The organism is Amycolatopsis sp. Poz14, assembly GCF_006704225.1.
GTDB classification, from domain to species: Bacteria; Actinomycetota; Actinomycetes; order Mycobacteriales; family Pseudonocardiaceae; genus Amycolatopsis; species Amycolatopsis nivea.
Window position 1 is genome coordinate 256,515 of sequence record NZ_JACLHD010000001.1, and the last position, 15,957, is coordinate 272,471.

General features: G+C 66.8%; 16 protein-coding genes. 2 read left to right on the top strand and 14 right to left on the bottom strand.

Annotated features, from left to right (window positions below; all coding sequences use genetic code 11):
- Positions 1–24 precede the first annotated feature (24 nt).
- From FKO37_RS01365 to FKO37_RS01375, 3 genes are read right to left on the bottom strand one after another with little or no spacing between them, the layout of a single operon-like run.
- Positions 25–933 (bottom strand): Scr1 family TA system antitoxin-like transcriptional regulator, encoded by a 909-nt coding sequence (locus tag FKO37_RS01365; protein WP_078870342.1) that lies wholly within the window; start codon positions 931–933, stop codon positions 25–27.
- A 53-nt stretch (positions 934–986) separates the two neighbouring features.
- The gene (locus FKO37_RS01370; RefSeq protein ID WP_238603517.1) at positions 987–1,445 is read right to left on the bottom strand and encodes a hypothetical protein; all 459 of its coding nucleotides are present in this window, start codon (positions 1,443–1,445) and stop codon (positions 987–989) included.
- 35 nt (positions 1,446–1,480) lie between these two features.
- Entirely contained in the window at positions 1,481–1,753 is a 273-nt protein-coding gene (locus FKO37_RS01375) for a hypothetical protein (protein WP_238603518.1), read from the bottom strand.
- Positions 1,754–1,911: 158 nt separating this feature from the next.
- Here FKO37_RS01375 and FKO37_RS47075 point away from each other — a divergent pair, with 158 nt between their 5' ends.
- On the top strand, positions 1,912–2,211 hold the full coding sequence (locus FKO37_RS47075) for a MafI family immunity protein (RefSeq protein WP_238603519.1): 300 nt from the start codon (positions 1,912–1,914) through the stop codon (positions 2,209–2,211).
- Positions 2,212–2,217: 6 nt separating this feature from the next.
- On the opposite strand, the gene FKO37_RS01385 is transcribed toward FKO37_RS47075, so the two are convergent.
- From FKO37_RS01385 to FKO37_RS01435, 11 genes are all read right to left on the bottom strand, one after another.
- Entirely contained in the window at positions 2,218–2,778 is a 561-nt protein-coding gene (locus tag FKO37_RS01385) for a flavoprotein (protein WP_238603520.1), read from the bottom strand.
- 4 nt (positions 2,779–2,782) lie between these two features.
- Positions 2,783–4,021, bottom strand: coding sequence for a helix-turn-helix domain-containing protein (locus tag FKO37_RS01390; protein ID WP_238603521.1), 1,239 nt, complete (start codon positions 4,019–4,021; stop codon positions 2,783–2,785).
- A 61-nt stretch (positions 4,022–4,082) separates the two neighbouring features.
- Entirely contained in the window at positions 4,083–4,655 is a 573-nt protein-coding gene (locus FKO37_RS01395; protein WP_238603522.1) for a hypothetical protein, read from the bottom strand.
- A gap of 2 nt (positions 4,656–4,657) precedes the next feature.
- Complete coding sequence (locus tag FKO37_RS01400) at positions 4,658–5,074, bottom strand: hypothetical protein (RefSeq protein ID WP_238603523.1); 417 nt, start codon at positions 5,072–5,074, stop codon at positions 4,658–4,660.
- Positions 5,071–5,835, bottom strand: a complete 765-nt coding sequence (locus tag FKO37_RS01405; RefSeq protein WP_238603524.1) for a TIGR04255 family protein — start codon at positions 5,833–5,835, stop codon at positions 5,071–5,073. The genes FKO37_RS01400 and FKO37_RS01405 overlap by 4 nt, the downstream gene beginning before the upstream one ends.
- Positions 5,836–6,371: 536 nt before the next feature.
- Positions 6,372–6,584 (bottom strand): hypothetical protein, encoded by a 213-nt coding sequence (locus tag FKO37_RS01410; protein WP_238603525.1) that lies wholly within the window; start codon positions 6,582–6,584, stop codon positions 6,372–6,374.
- Positions 6,585–6,815: 231 nt separating this feature from the next.
- On the bottom strand, positions 6,816–8,084 hold the full coding sequence (locus tag FKO37_RS01415) for a diguanylate cyclase (RefSeq protein ID WP_238608205.1): 1,269 nt from the start codon (positions 8,082–8,084) through the stop codon (positions 6,816–6,818).
- A gap of 185 nt (positions 8,085–8,269) precedes the next feature.
- Positions 8,270–9,505 (bottom strand): MFS transporter, encoded by a 1,236-nt coding sequence (locus FKO37_RS01420; protein WP_238603526.1) that lies wholly within the window; start codon positions 9,503–9,505, stop codon positions 8,270–8,272.
- A 156-nt stretch (positions 9,506–9,661) separates the two neighbouring features.
- A complete protein-coding gene (locus FKO37_RS01425; protein WP_238603527.1) occupies positions 9,662–10,609 on the bottom strand; it encodes a helix-turn-helix transcriptional regulator in 948 nt (315 codons plus the stop codon).
- A gap of 103 nt (positions 10,610–10,712) precedes the next feature.
- On the bottom strand, positions 10,713–11,111 hold the full coding sequence (locus tag FKO37_RS01430) for an STAS domain-containing protein (RefSeq protein ID WP_134663791.1): 399 nt from the start codon (positions 11,109–11,111) through the stop codon (positions 10,713–10,715).
- A 174-nt stretch (positions 11,112–11,285) separates the two neighbouring features.
- Positions 11,286–14,345, bottom strand: coding sequence for a BTAD domain-containing putative transcriptional regulator (locus FKO37_RS01435; RefSeq protein WP_238603528.1), 3,060 nt, complete (start codon positions 14,343–14,345; stop codon positions 11,286–11,288).
- Positions 14,346–14,468: 123 nt separating this feature from the next.
- Between FKO37_RS01435 and FKO37_RS01440 the strand changes: the two genes are divergently transcribed.
- The gene (locus FKO37_RS01440; protein WP_238603529.1) at positions 14,469–15,950 is read left to right on the top strand and encodes an FAD-dependent monooxygenase; all 1,482 of its coding nucleotides are present in this window, start codon (positions 14,469–14,471) and stop codon (positions 15,948–15,950) included.
- Positions 15,951–15,957: the final 7 nt, after the last annotated feature.

Sequence of the window (15,957 nt, forward strand, 5' to 3'; positions counted from 1 at the left end):
TGGGTACTCGCTGAGGTTTTGCGGCTAGTCTTCGGGTTCCTCGCCGGTCAGGAGCCGGTTCAGCCCGGCGTCAGTCGCCCGCCGCTGCGCCTTCACCTGTTTCAAGAGCTGGTCGACCACGACCGACAGGCGCGCCTGCGATTCCGCCGGGGACAACGCGGCCGCCGAAAGCCGCTCGATCGTCACCGTGTACGAGGCCGCTTCGTCGCCGACCAGGAACACGCCCATGGCGCGATGCGGGCAGTACACGACGTCCGAGGTGTCCTTCAGCGTGTACCGGCTGAACGCCTCCTCCGTGACCGCCTGGCTCGGGGCCAGCCGGATCGTCATCGTCCGCGACAACCCGATCAGGTCCTTGAGAAACCGGGTCTGCCGCAGCATCACCTCCGCGTCGCCGAAATGGTTCCGCAGCGCCTCCGAGCCGATGAACATCTGCGCCTTCACCGCGCCCGCGCCGAACAAGATCCGGTTGCGGTCCATCCGGCTCTCCACGACCTGCTCCAGCTTCTCCTTGTCCCGCAAATCCGGGCCGAACACCAGCCGCGCGTAATCAGGCACCTGCAACAGCTCCGGGATCAGCAGCGGAGCCCACACCGTCACCGACCTCGCCACCCGCTCGTGCGCGGTCAACATCGTGTAATGCGCCGGGTCCGCCTGCGACCCCACCGACGACCAGCTCGGCCCCGTCACGCCGTGAGCCAGCAGCATGATCCAGGCTTTACGCTCCCCGGTCACACCGAGCGCGCCCAGCACGTTCGACACCTCCTCCGGGGTCGGGACCCGCTGCCCGAGTTCCCAGTTCGACAACAACGCCGGGTTCACCCCGATCCGCCGCGCCAACTCCCGCAGCCCGAACCGCGCCTCGATCCGCGCATCCCGCAACGCCGCACCCAGGCCGCGTGCTCGCGGGCTCGCCATCTCCGTGCCACGCATCAACCACACCTCCGGCCCGGGATCGTGCCTGTCTGCAAAACGAGAACACCCATCTACGCCGCCTTGCCCTCACCAGACGCAGACGACGTACCGGTCGACCGCGACGACGACTTCCCCGCAGCAGCCTTGAACCCCGTCGCCCGGAAGACGTACGTCTGATACTTGAACTCGCCCTGCCCGCCGACACGCGGCTCAGCCGTCAAACCCTCCAACTCCACCGGCCGCATCCCCGGCAAAGCCTCCGCCGTCGTCGGCACCGGCTGCACATCCGCCAAGAACGTCACCTCGAACGACGCCCGCTTCGCCCGCGTCTCGCCCGGATCCATCACCGCCGCCCGCCACTGCCGCTTCCCGGTCGCTTCGTCAATGCGCTGACGCACCGGACGACCCGCGGCACGATCCTCCCGCGACTGAAACTCGTTGTCCGGAATCACCTCGCCCACCATCACAAGCCCCTGCGGGAACGCCTCGTCGAAGTCGATCGCGAACCGGTGTCCCTTTTCGATAGCCATACTGAATTCCCTTTGCTGCTCTGGTTTTTGTGCGCTCAGTCGCGCTCGTCCGGCCACTGGTCGCCGAGAGGAGAGGAGTAGGTACGGGTGCGGTTCTGCGTCTCGCACCACTCGCCAAACTCGCCAGCGGCCACAGCGAGGCTCCGCGCAAACCGCGCGGTGTCCATCAAGCCGCCGATCCGAGCCGGTACCTGGATCACGATCGCGGTCTCATCGCCCCCGGCCACCAGCTGGCGAACCCCAGGGGAAGGCGACACGACGGCAGCGCCGTATCCGACGAGGGGCTGAATCACCACGTGAATGCCCATGTGTGTTCTCCCGATGTCTCGGCTTCCGCACGCCCGATCTGGCGCGCTGAGATCAGGAGACACCCAGGTAAGGCAGATCACCCGGACAAACTGTCCGGGTAGGTTCGCGCAGGTCAAAAGGGAGTGCTCGGCACCGCCGGAGCAAGCAGAATGACCCCGTGACCGAAGACCGCTCGACCCTCTACGCCAGCTGGGACCGCACTCGCCGCCACCTGGCTGCAGCACGGGCCGACATCAGCGACCAGCCGGACGTGGACCTCTCCATCGCTGACGACTTCATCGAGCACAACGAATTCGGCTTGGCGTTCGACTGCCTGGTCGAGATCGGCGACGATGTGAACGCGCGTTTGGCGTTCTGGCGCGCGCTGGACGAGGCAGCGCGTGAAATGGGGATGTATGAGGAGCCGCGATCAGGTTCGGCCAGGTTGTGTCTAGAACGATTGGCCGCAGCAGAGTGACCTGCCTCAGCTCTCGACCGGCACGGCCTTCTCGATCGCGTCAAGCATCGCCGACCAGGGCAGATCCCGGCCAGGAGCGCTGCGCGGTTCGTGCAACGGCCAGACGTCGTCGCCGTAAAGCAGGTCAACGCCGACGCGCCGCAGGTTCTCGATGTGCATCTCCCAGAACGGCTGACGCGCATGCGCCGCGTTCACACGCGGAAAGACCACGACCGGCAGGTTGAGCGTGCCGATGGCCTCGTTGACCTGCGTCAACGCCTGATTGTCCGCGATACCGAGCGACATCTTCGCGACCACGTTCGCCGAGGCCGGCGCGACCAGAAAGCAGTCCGGCGCAGGATGCGGACTCCGCTCCGAGGGCGACCGCGGCTCGACCCGCACCGGGTAACCCGTGGCCTCCTCCATCTCCGCCAACGCACCTGACTCAGCCAGCCAGCGCCCAGCAGTCGGAGTCAGCGTCACCACGACCGTCCACCCCGCAGCCTGCGCAGGACGGATCAGCTTCGGCAGCAGATCTTCGACCCCGCCAGCACCAGAACCGACCAAGCCGAGAACACGCGACGTCATCCGCCTACCTCACCGCGCCGCAGCGCTCAGCCAGCGCCAGCAGCGCCGAGGACTTCTTTCCCGCCGACGCCGGGGCACGCCGATACATCGACCGCACGACCTCACGCACCATCGTGTTGTGCCGGACGACCGTCGGCGCTTTCGTCTCGGCCTCCAGCAACGCGTCAAGCGCTTCGTCGTCCTTCGCGACCAGGCTCAACGCCCGCGCGAAGTCGATCAGGTGCGTGACCTGCCGCTCCACCGGCAGATGGTCGACGTTGACGCGCGGAGCGGACTCGATCACCTGCCCGACGTCGCCGAGGTCCAGCGCCGCCGACAGGCGGTGCAACTCGACGTTGGCCGGGCCGAACCCGGTCTGCCAGTAGTTCGCGTCCACACCGAGCTGGTCCGCCGCCCGGCCCGCGTGGCCGAGAAGGTCATTCGCCGTCGACCGGTCCTGATGCCGAGCCGCAGCCACCGCGGTCCGGAGGTAGAGCATCCCGTAGAGGCTCAACGCCGCCGGATCACCTTCGGCCATGCGCGGCAGCAGCCACTTGGCCGCGACGTCGCCCAGCTCCAGCGCGTCATCGAACCGGCCCACCGCCAGCAGCGCATGCGTCCCCGACCGCGCGGCCGACGCCAGCACCAGCGGATCGTCCGCGTCGTCAGCGGCCTGCATCGCGCGTTCAGCCGCGATCCACGCGAGGTCAGCTTCACCGATCTTGCTCAGCGTCGTCGCGGCCAGGTGGTGAACCCGGGCCGACACCGCCGCGCAGGCCCGCTTGTACGTCGCGTCATCCGAGGATGCTGCCTCCATCGCCTGGCTGGTCTTGATCAGACCGGGCAGCGCCGCGACGACCCGGCCGAGTTCGCCGTTCTGGTAGCTGGACCAGGCACCTTCCACCAGCTGCGCAACCGGCGCGGGGTCGATGTACTCGGGAGACATCGCCGAAGAGAACAAGGTCCGGGAAAGCCGACGCGGAGCCATAAGCGCATCCCGGATCGCCGGGACATCGTCGTTCTTCTCCTGGTCCTCCAATAGGACCGGCTCGCCCAGCAGATCGCCGAGCGTCACCCGCAGCGCCTGCGCGACCTCCGCCAGTACGTCCAGCCTGCGGATATCCCGCTCACCGCGCTCGATCTTGCTCAACCAGTCCTCGGTGCGGCCCACCAGGTCAGCAAGCACCGCCTGCGACAGCCCACGCCGCCGCCGGTAGAAGGCAATACGCTCCCCGATGCTGAGCTGATCACCCGCACCACGCATGTGCCCAGGTTATCAGTACGAAAGTCAATTCCACCGCTTCACGACGCCCTGCGGCATCCAACTAGGCGATCTGCCTCGGCGTGTAGCTCTCGAAGCTCGGTGCCCCAACAGGAAGTCCTACTCTCATCATGAACCTCGCGTAACCTTGGCTCAGATGCTCTTTATAGGGTGATTTCAACCTCAGTCGCTCTTCGGCGGACGACGAGGCTAAGAGCACCTCAGATTTGGCAAGGACATGTAGGTCGCGAAAGCTGGCAATTGACCAAGGAAATTCCGGGGACCCACTAAATGTATGCAGCAAAAAGAGTCCAGGTATATTACCCTGGCTGAGCTTAGCCCGCCATTTAGGCGACTTCGCCTCTGATATCTCTGCGGCAAGTTTGTCGTACGAGCGAACCTCCGCAACAAGAATGGTCTTCTGCGCCACCTTCGGTATGTCACAAGACTGGGTCAATACAATGACATCAGTTTTCGTCACCATCGCCTTAACTGACGGCTTTCCAGCATCCGCAACTGATACCTCGCCCACTCGCGTAATGGGAAACTTTCGAATTATGTCACCCTGTTCGAGGCATTCAGCGCTTGAAAGCGTGTCGCCTCGTACGATGCCATACCACAACTCCTCAGGGTCCATCCTTAGACCTCCGGGTCGAGATCGGTCGAATCAAGGGAGATAAAGCTGACCTCGCCGCCCGCATACTCCGCTTCGACCACCGCTTCTACCCATTCGGACTCTGGCCGAAATGGGTGATCGAAGTCTTCTTCGTAATCAAATTCTTTAGCATCATTGAACTTTTTTCGTTGAATAACACGTGCGACGCTGGCAAGTCTGTCGCCGACCCCGGAAGAGCTTATCGGGGCACTTTCATTGTCAGCTTCCGAGGCGAGCGCAGTACCTATAGTCAAGGAATGCGAAACGCGACTCAACCCTATCGATCGGACGGGGACGACCGTTGTAACATTGGCCCCCATAAATAGGGTGGGCATGACACCCGCGACAGATATCGCATAAGGGGCTATCTTTCGAACACCCCTTGCCGAAAGCTTCGTCATTTGAATAGCTCCCGAGTCGAGTCAGTAATTAGGGTCTCGAACTCCGCGCTCTCATAAGACTTCAGTTCGTCTGCCACATCGAGCGCCTGATCTTTGGTCCAACCTTCGCCGCCGTCTCGATAAACTTCAATATCCAGAATGAACGCCGCGCCAGTCCCGCCATCGTCATCCTGACTTGATCCAAAAGTCACGATGGCCGTAGCGTTCTTTTCCGGCAAGAAAGATTCAACTCGATGGATAAAAGCAGCAATAACAGATTGCTCGGACTGAAATGGGATAACAGGAAGGTTGAAGTAATCCTGCAGATCTGTACCCAACTCGTTGACAGGGAGGGAAATCTTGTTTATGTAGCGTATTGCAACACGCTTAACTGGTGTCAGTATTCGCAGTTCATGCAACGCGTCGAACGCGTCCGACGCGCGCCTGAAAAGCGACTCCCAGCCTTCGTACGAAGGTAGTGAATTGACACTAAAGGAGTGGGCGTCCAGCAGAAGTAGCTTCTTTCCGGTCGAGTTCTTGAAAACCGCCCGAACTGGCCCTCGATTCAGCGAGAATCCTGCTGTTTCTGAGTTCTCCGGATTGATCCCGACCGATGCTTGTATCTGCTCCTGTTGGGCTGGCTCCGCAGGATACTCCTTGCTGATCTTCTGGTACATCAAGCCGGGAGTGGTCATGTTCCAGCCAAGAGGCTCAGAAAACGTGAAATGGCAGAGCGCTTCTTGCACGGGCGGCACTTCGTACTGGCGTCGTTGCTTGTCCATCAGGACCGTCCGTTCTGGGCTTGCGCAGCCAAGCTGTCGTTGCAATTGTGCCGCAGCGTAGCGGGTTCGCAAAGCGCGCTTGGGTGATGACACAGTCGGTTACGACGCGCTGCCGAACTTGGCTCTATGGGATCAAGGGCGCGCCGCCGGGCGGCGCGCCTGCTGCGGTCCGTAGCCCCTCGCCTGGGCGGCCGCCGCGATCCCGACACGGCGGGCTCCCGCTCCGCTCCGCCCACCGGCCGGGCCGTGCGACCGCCAGCGGTGCCAGGCCCCAGCGCCGCCCGCCAACAGCGAGCACGACCCGTCATAGCAGAACCGGCCATCCCACCCATGCGGAAACAGTCGCCGATGATGCTCCACCTGTTACGCAGAAGCATCACCTAGAGCCACCCCGAAGCCTGATCGTGACAACGGTCGGTAGCACCGCGTCAAGGCTGGAAAGCGTGCCTTGACCCGGCCCTACCGACCGCGTGTGAGCTTCGTATCGGGGTTGGGGAAAGTGTGGGCGGGTAAGATACGGGCTGAGCGGGCGAGCGTCAGGCACCGCCAGAGAGCATGATCATCTCCCCGGTTTTCCCCCGGAAAACGATCGCGAACGACGAGAACCGGCGACCGAGCATGATCAGCCGCGGAGCGCCGCCGTGCAGGTGAAGACCAAGATCGGCAGATGACGAGAAACAGCCACTGACCTGGTCTTTGTCTCCGTAGGTTCTGGGTTCGAGCCCCAGGCGGCCCACCACTACCGACATCCCCGCTGATCAGCGGGGATGTGCTTATCTGGGGATCCCGCGGATGTTCGCGGCGGGCTCTCCCCGCACCCCAAGCAGGAAAGCCTTGCCGCGTTGGGGAAACCGCATGTGTCGAGGGTGTGCTTCGCTGCGACAGGCCTGCATCTATCTGCGCGCTCAAGCTTCCAGGAAAACACCTCACCTGAGCCGCCAAGCCGACCAGCCGCGCTGTGGTCCGATTCAGAACCCGCACTACGGTGCGGCGAGGGCGACCCGGTTACGCCCAGCGGTCTTGCCGGCGTACAGCGCGGCATCGGCGGCGCGAAGCAGTCCTTCGATGCTCTCTTCGGGAAGATCGGGGTAGACCGCGCCGCCGAGGGTGGCGGTGAGGTGTATGGGGTGGCCGCTGGGGTCGCTGAGACTCAGGGTGTGGATCCGGGTGCGGATGCGTTCGGCGATGTCGCGGGTTTCGGCTTCGTCGACCCCTGGCAAAAGCACAGCGAACTCTTCACCGCCGTAGCGGCCGACGCTGTCACCTCGCCGCACCGAGGTGGTGATCGCTTTCGCGACTTTGAGGAGGACCTCGTCTCCGACCAGGTGACCGTGGGTGTCGTTGATGGTCTTGAACCAGTCTAGATCGATCATCAGGACGGCGACCTGCCCGTGTTCCGCCTGGACACGAGCGAGTTCCGCCTTGGCTTGGTCCTGCCAGGCGATGGCGTGCAGCAGTCCGGTGCGGTGATCGGTCCGCGCGGCGAGGCGCAGCTGGTCGAGAAGGACGCATTGATGCAGCGCCAGCACCGGGATGATCATGAGCAGGGCCGCCTGCGGCCACCACCACAGGGCGAGGGCGACGAATACTCCGAGGGCGAGCTGGCTGACTTCGAGGAGGTTGTCCGACCGGCTGCCCAGCGCTTCGCCGGCGTGCTTGACGGTCGTGGTGCAGTGGATGACCACCGCGACGAGCACGGTGTTCACGGTCCACTGGACGGCCGCAGCCGCGACGATGACCAGCACGTCGGACCAACCTGGCCGGGTTCCCGAACCGGCTAGGGCGGGGTGGCCCGCGGCGTGCAGGACGGTCGTGGCCGCGGTCGCGGACAACGCGAGGGTCGCGGCGGTGAAGACGGTGCGGTGCGGTGGCCGGTGCGCGTCGAATCGGTTCACCAGTACCCAGCGGTGGCCGTAGATCACGGCGATCAAACCCAGCTCGAGCAACGGCGGCAGCGTCAGCACACCGGCGAAGATCCATACGCTGCACAGGTCCACGTAGGGAGAGTGCGACTGGTCGCGCCGGATCCGTTCGATGGCGTGCGAGGCGTGCAGGTGGATCACCGCGCAGCCGGCGAGCCAACCGGCGAGCACCCACTGCCCGGAGGCCGGCCAGGAGCGGGCTGCCAAGACCGCCGCGGCCACCGCCGCGACGTCGACGACGAGCACGAACGCCCGGGCCGGTCTCGGCAGGGACCACACCTGCCAGCGAGCGGGCAGCCAGGTTCTGCTGGGCGTACCGATGTGCATCACAGCGCCTCCCCAAGCCTGCTGCGTCTGTAATCACCCGTCTACGAACGGTAGCCGCGTCGCGGTCCGATGTCATCCCTCTGCCGCCGACCGGCCCGGCTGGGACCATTTCAGGTGTCCCGTACCCGGTGAGCCGCGAAGGGAGGCGTCAACTATGCGCGACAAGGGCTGGTGACGACGAATGTTCAGGACTCCGCGGGAAGAACGGCGCTGATCGCCTGGGGCTCCCGGCGGGACCAGACGGCAGCCGCGGCGAGCGCGACCAGCGCTCCCGCGGTCCCCGCCGCCGCGATCGCCGTGGCCGGGCCGGTGAACTGGGCGAGCAGCCCGCCGAGGACGATGCCGAGGCCTTGGCCCGCGACCAGGCCGGTGCGGGCGAACCCGAGCGCGCGGCCCCGGACGTCGGGCGGGACAAGCTGCACGAACGTGGCTCCGGCGGTGACCTGGTAGGCCGAGCACAGCCCCGATCCGAACAACAGCATCAGCGCCGGAACGAGGCCGGGACCGGACCAATAGCCAAGCAGAGGCACTGACGTGCCGATCGCGAGCAGCCCCAACGCCCGCAGCCGCGTTCGCCGGGACACCAACCTCAGCAGCACCGCCCCGACGACGGCTCCGGCGGGTTCGGCCGCGAGCAGCACCCCGATCCATCCCCCGCCGACACCGATTTCCTGAGCGAACGGCACCGCGAGCCCTTCCGGGACGACGGTGAACAGCGCCAGCCAACCCAGCCACAGCAGGGTCGCGAGCCGACAATCTCCGAACACAACGACAGCCCCTCCGGCGACCTGGTGCCAGGAACGACGCCACCGTGAAGCGAGGGCGTCGCCGGGCAGAGACAACGGCGGCACGTGCGGACCCAGTGCGACGCGAAGGAGAGCCGCAGACACGGCGAAGGTGACCGCGTCGATCGCCAGCGCGGTATGCGGCCCCACCCCGGTGACCACCAGCGCGCCGGCGGCGAAACCGGCGACCAGGCACAACTGGTTCGTCACCTGCTGCACCGTCTGGCCCGCCTCGTACCGGCCGCCGAGCAACTCCGGCAACACCGCGCCCTGCGCCGCCGAGAACGGAGCCTCCGCCAATTGCACCAGCACCAGCAAGACCGCCAGCAACGGCAAGGGCACCACCGGCACGGCCATCAGCGCGACCAGCCCCGCCCGGACAAGATCGCAGACCACCATCACCCGCCGCCGCGGGAACCGGTCAGCCAGCCACGACAGCAGGGCTCCGGACAACAACGCGGGCAACATCGACAACGCGTACGTCGCGGCACTCCACGCCGGGGACCCCGTTCGCTGGAACACCAAAATCGTCAGCGCGACCCGCGCGAGCTGATCCCCCGCCGTCGACAAAACACCCGCGACCCACACCACCCGGAACCCAGGCACTGTGAACGCATTCCACGTACGACTGGCCATCCCCACCCCGCGGCTGCCCCATGCGTCTCCCCGAACGCCGAGCGTAGCCTCAGATTCCCGCTGGCACAGGCGTTTCTCGCAACACAGCCGGCGACATGAGACATCGAATAACGAGGCAGTGCGTCCGTCAATGAGGTAATTCGCGAAGAATTCCGTTCAATCGTGAAGAGCCTGCGAAGGAAGCTCCCCATACGCAGCCCGATAATGCGCAGTAAACGCACTAGGCCGCATATACCCCCACCGCGCCGCCACCTGCGTAACCGTCGTCTCCCCCGGCGTAGCAGCCCTCAGCTCAGCTCGTGCATGGTCAAGACGCACCCGTCGCAGGTAAGCCATCGGCGTCGTATCCAGGTGCCGTCGGAAAGCCAGCTGCACCGCCCGTGCGGAGACACCCGCGGCCGCCGCCAAGTCGGTGGCCGTGAGGTCGCGCTCGGGATTCGCCTCGATGAACGCCACAGCGCGGCGCAAAGCTGCCGGATGGGCGTCGAGTGAGGTGCCGGCGCGTTCGTCCAGTGCAGTCGTGGGGAAAGCCGCGAGGACAGCCGCGGCGAGGTGCTGCGTGGCGGTGCTGACCAGCAGTGGGTGCTCGGCGATGTCCGGCGCGGAGAGGACTTGGTCGCGCACATAGGTGATGGCGGCCCGCAGGTGTTCGGCACCGGCGGCGGACACTGGGTTGTGGTCGAGCAGTTCGACGGGCTTTTCGACACCGGCGACGCGGGCCAGCACGTCTGGGTCGAGCATGGTGATGCTGTAGCGCGCCCGGCAGATCCGGCCGGAGTACGGGCGGTCTGGCGGGGCGAAGGAGAACAGGTCTCCGGGGCCGAAGTCGGCGGGTTCGGACCAGTTGGCGGGCCGATGGTCTTCGATCGTACCGGTCTCGATGTCGCAGAGGCAGATCCGGCCGAGCGGGCTGACGTCGTAGCTCATCTCGAAGTGCAGGTCCAGCTGGTCGGCGCTGACGCTGTCCGAGGCGACCCGGGTGATGTGGGCGCCCGCGGCGCGGCCGCCGCTGCCGATGCGCATCGGGGCGTAGGACTTGGAGAGGAATTCTTCGGTGCGCTCCAAGTCGTCGCTGTCGAACACCAAGTGTCCAGGAGCGGACATCCGCCGGTTCGTCCTCCGTCCCACGCCGACAAAGCGACCCCGGCGGGTCCTCGGGCGTCGTGCGAGGACCTCCGACGTGCTTCGTCGCGGGGCAGGCCCCCGGTTACCCGCGTGGGTCGGGGATCAAACCGCCGAGCTGGGAGCAGGCGTCGTCGATGGTGGCGGCGAGGCGGAGCATGGCGTCGACCCTGGTGACGCGCAGCGGGCGCAGGACGGCCCGGTTGCCGCCGGTCACCACGATCAGTTTTCGGTGCCGGGCGGTGGCGGCGCGGTGGGTGTCGAGCATCAGCGACATGCCGATGACGGCCATGAAGTCCAGGCCGGTGCAGTCGAGCACGATGTCGCGGCCGGTCCGCAGCTGCGTGTTCAGTACGTCGGCCAGCTCGTCGGCGGTGGCCAGATCCAGTGCGCCGCTCAGTCTCACCAGCACCAGGGAGCCCAGCGGCCCACAGCGAATCGCCAGGTCGCCGGGGCGCAGCGACCGTTCGGTTGTCTCGGACATCAGCGGGGTTCTCCCTGTCGTCTGTGTGGCCAACGCCGCGACGGGGAATCGTTCCCGAAGGCACCGCTGAATCTCAGGCTCGGTTTCCGGCCTTCCGCTCCGGAACGAACTGGGGTTGTCTCCACCGTGCAGGGCTTGCGGGGAATGGTCTAGCGGCGGAACCGAACACCGGGACTATCCGGAAAACGAACCGTTCCGGTGCAGGCGGGCCGGATCGGCACGGGTCACTGCCGCCGGTGCGGGCAGCTGCCAGCCTCTCTCGTACGCGGCGGCGAAGCGTTCCTCGCCGAGGGCCAGTCGGCCACGACTGCTGAGCGTGCGTACCTGCAGGTCAGTCCGGTCGTGCGCACCGCGGAGGCGGGCCGCTGCGCCGAGGATTTCCGCTCCGTCCGTGAAACGGCGGTACAGCTCGGCCAGGCCGGCGACCGTCACCGCGACGGTGGCCACGATCGGCAGGTCCTTGCTGTTGACCGCGGCCGCGTACGCCCGGTCCAGCGCCGCCTCGGCACCGGGGCCGTCGCCGAGTTCCAGGCAGAGTTCCGCTCGTACCGCGCTGACCAGCGCCTGTCCGTGGTCGCCGCCGAACGGGAGCGGGGTGGACAGTCCGGCCTCGGCCGCTTCGATCAACTCGCGGGCCCGGGTCAGGTCACCGGTGCGCAGGCGGAAGCTGGCCTCCCGCGCGTCGAGCAGCACGACGGTTTCGGGCATGGTCGAGCGCAGCGTGCGGTCCCTGGTTACCGCGATCATCGCCGCGGCCTGCTCGGTTTCGCCCAGCCGGACGTGCAGGTCGATCAGGCGCAGGTCGATGAACGTCTCGTCGCTGTGGTTGAGCGACCCGAACTCCTGCGCCAGCCGTTTGGCCTCGGTCAGGTCGGCCAGCGCACCGGCCAGGTCGCCGTCGTATTGCCGCAGCAGGGCACGCATCGGCAGAGCCATCGCGACGCCCCAGCTGTCCCCCGACTCGGTGAAGCAGTCCAGTGCGACGGCGACGTCCGAATCGATCTGGGCTAAATGGCCGTCGTTTTCGGCCAGTTCGGCGCGGGTGATCCGGGCCAATCCGGCCAGCCATCGGTCCGGGCCGTCGGCTAGCCGCTGGATGAGCGGCGACGCGTCGATTCCCGCGCGGGCGGCCAGCCCTGCAGCGGTCAGCACGCCGAAGGGCGGCAACTCCGGGTAGCTCAGCAGGCGAGTGACTACCTCGTCGGCTGCGGCACCAGCGTCCAGCAGCAGCGCTCCGGCGGCGATGTCGTGGTGCATGCCTGGCTGGGCGGTCGCTTGGCCGAGCCAGTACGACGCGTCGGCATGTCGGCCCAGCATGTGCCAGTACCACGTCAGGTCGATCGCGAGCGCGAGCCCGGCGTCCGAGGTGTCGCAGAGGTGGCGCAGGGCGGCCAGCACGTTGTCGTATTCGGCGGTCAGCAGGTGGAGCGCGTCGCGTTGCCTGGGGCCGCGCAGAAGCGGGTCGTTGGCGGCGACCAGTTCGGTGAAGTACTGCGCGCTCCGGTTTCGTACGGCGGGCAGAATCTCTTGTTCGGCAAGGCATTCCAGGCCGTACTCGCGGATGGTCTCCAACATCCGGTACCGGCCGGGGACGAGCTGGAGCAGCGAGCGGTCGACTAGGTCGGCGAGCAGTTCCTGGGCTTGCTCGACCGGGAGTTCGCAGACCGCGGCGGCCGAGGCAGGGGTGACGCCGCCCGGCAGAACCGCGATCCGTTCCGCGACCGTTCGCGCGTCTTCGCTGAGCAGGTCCCAGCTCCAGGCGATCACCGCGCGCAGCGTTCGGTGCCTCGGGAAAGCCGTGCGACTGCCGGTGGTCAGGAGCCGGAAGCGGTCGGACAGGCCGGAAGCCAGGTCTGCCAACGAAAGCGTCCGCAGGCGGGCCGCGGCCAGTTCCAGCGCCAGCGGCATGCCGTCCAGGCCGCGGACGATTCGCAGCACGTCGTCGAGATTCCGCTCGTCGACGGTGAAATCGGGGTGCACGGCTGCCGCTCGATCGGTGAAGAGCCGCACGGATGCGGTGTCGCGGAGCGGGCCGAGCGGGACCAATGCCTCGCCGTCGATCGCCAGCGGCTCGCGGCTGGTGGCCAGGACCCGCAGTCCGGCGCAGCGAGGCAGCAATGCGGAAAGGAGGCGCGCGACGGCGTCGACCAAGTGCTCGCAGTTGTCCACCACCAGCAGGGTTTCCTTGCCGCTCAGCTCATCCGCCAGCACGTCCAGGTCGCCGACGGGTTTGGCCGAAGCCTCGAACAGTGCGGTGCCGCGCAGTCCGATCGCGGTCAGCACCGCAGCGGCGACCTTGGCCGGTTCGGTGACCGGGGAGAGGTCGATCAGCCAGCTGCCGTCGCGGTATTCGCGGCGGCGGGCGGCTTCCAAAGCGAGCCGCGTCTTTCCAGCGCCGCCGGGACCGAGCACGGTGACCAACCGGCCGGTGGCGAGCAGGGCATCGATCCGGGCCAGGTCGTCGGTGCGGCCGACGAAGCTGGTCAGTGGCGCGGGCAAAGCGGCCGGCTTGGTCTTCTTGGCGGGCTCGGTGCGCAGCAGGTTCAGGTGGCGTTCGCGCAGCGCGGTGCCCGGGTCGGTGCCGAGATCGTCTGCCAGCGCTTCGCGGATTTGTTCGTACTGGGCCAAAGCTTCTGCCTGACGACCCTGCGCGGCGAGGGCGTCCATGAGCAGTGCGGCGGCGCGTTCGTGGACGGGGTGCTCGGCCAGCAGGGCGGTCAGGCGGGCGGTTGCTGAGTCGGGACGGCCCTGCGAAAGCTCCGCTTCGGCGAGGTTGGTGACGGCTTCGATCGACAGGCGGGCCAACCGGGTCGCGGTGGCAGGATCGACCGCGGCGACGGCTGAAGGTTCGACGCCGGGACGGTCGCCCCACAGCGTCACGGCGTCGTCCAGCGAAGCCGCGGCGACGAGTTGTTCGAACCGCAGCGCGTCCACGTCTGCGGGCTCGATGGTCAGCCGGTAGCCACCGGAGACCTGCGTGACGTCGCTCGGCGAACCGAGGGCGCGGCGCAGGCGGGAGACCAGGGCTTGGAGGGCGTGCGCGGGGTCGGCGGGCAGATCCGAGCCCCAGATCGCATCGACCAGGACGCTCTGCGGAACCGGACGTCCACCGGCTAGTGCCAGCCGCGCGACCAATCCCCGCAACCGAGCACCGGGTATCGCGAGGGCCTCGGCACCCCGTGTCACCTGGAACGCTCCGAGCAGCGTGACTCGAAGCCGCGTGCTCCCGTCCATTCGACGATCTTCGCGCGAACACCGGTGTCAGCGCCATGTGCCCCCGCGTGAGCGCCGTGTGCGGGCCGTGTGAGCGGCCGTCGCCAAGGTGGTCGCAGCGACGGAGAACACAGGGGGTTTGCCATGCATGACGCAGTAATAGTGGGTGCTGGGCCGGTCGGTCTGTTCCTGGCTTGCGAGCTTGGACTCGCGGGCAGTTCGGTTCTGGTGCTTGAACGGGAGCCCGAGCCGGGTTCGCCCTGGCGGACGGCTCCGCTCGGGTTGCGCGGGCTGTCGGCCACGTCGATCGAGGCGTTCCACCGCCGCGGGATGCTGCCTCCGCTGCTGGCTGCGTCGGACATCCACGACCCGCCCAGCGACGAACGGCCGCGTTCGGCAGGCCACTTCGCCGGAATGGTGCTGGATCCGGCCAAGATAGCCGTCGATGCGCTGCCGTACTGGCTGCCCAGTTCGCTGCCCGGCGGCATGATGACCAACCTCGACGCGATCGAGGCGGTGCTGTCCGAGCAGGCGGCCAAGTTCGGTGTCGAAATCCGGCGCGAGGTCGAGGTTTCCGGCGTTGAGCAGCACGAAGACGGGGTGCTGGTGCGGGCTGGCGAGCAGGAGTACGCGGCGCGCTGGGTGATCGGCTGCGACGGCGGGCGCAGTGTCGTGCGCGGGTTGGCGGGTTTCGAGTTCGTCGGCACCGAACCGCAGTTCACCGGCTACACCATGCTCGTCGACGTCGCCGATCCCGAGAAGCTGAGCCCGGGATTCAACCTGACGCCGAACGGGATGTACGTCCAGATGCCCGCACCGGGCCACTTCGGCGTGCTGGACTTCGACCACGGCGCGTTCGACCGCACGCAGCAACCGAGCCTCGAGCATCTTCAGACCGTGTTGCGCCGGGTGTCCGGCACGGACGTCACGCTGACCGGCGTCCGTCTCGTCTCGACGTTCACCGATCGCGCCATGCAGACCACGACGTATCGGCGCGGCCGCGTGCTGCTCGCCGGCGACGCCGCGCACATCCACTCCCCGCTGGGCGGCCAGGGACTCAACACCGGCATCAGCGACGCCGTGAACCTCGGGTGGAAGCTCGGCGCGGTAATCCGAGGCGAGGCACCGGAAGCGCTTCTGGACAGCTACCCCCGCGAACGCCATCCGATCGGGGCTTGGGTGCTGGATTGGACTCGTGCGCAGGCGGCAGCGATGCGGCCGGACGCGCACGGCCAGGCGGTGCAAGCCGTTCTCCGTGACCTGCTCAGCACCCGTGACGGAACGACCTACGTGTACGGGAAGATGTCCGGCGCGTCGCTCCGCTACGACCTCGGCGATGAGCATCCGCTGATCGGCCGTTACGCCCCGGATTTCCAGCTGGCAAGCGGAATTCGCCTCGGCCATCTGATGCAGGACGGCCGCGGCGTCGTCCTCGAATTCAGCGCTGACGAGCGTCTGCGCGAGACTGCGGGCCGATTGCGTTACGCGGCCGGTCCGGCGAAAGAAGACTTCGGATTGGGCGCTGTGCTCGTGCGTCCGGACGGCATTGTCGCCTGGGCGGGCGACCGAAACTTTTCCCAGGAATCGTTCATTCAAGCCAAAACTCAGTGGTTCGGCGAAAACTAGGAGCAAC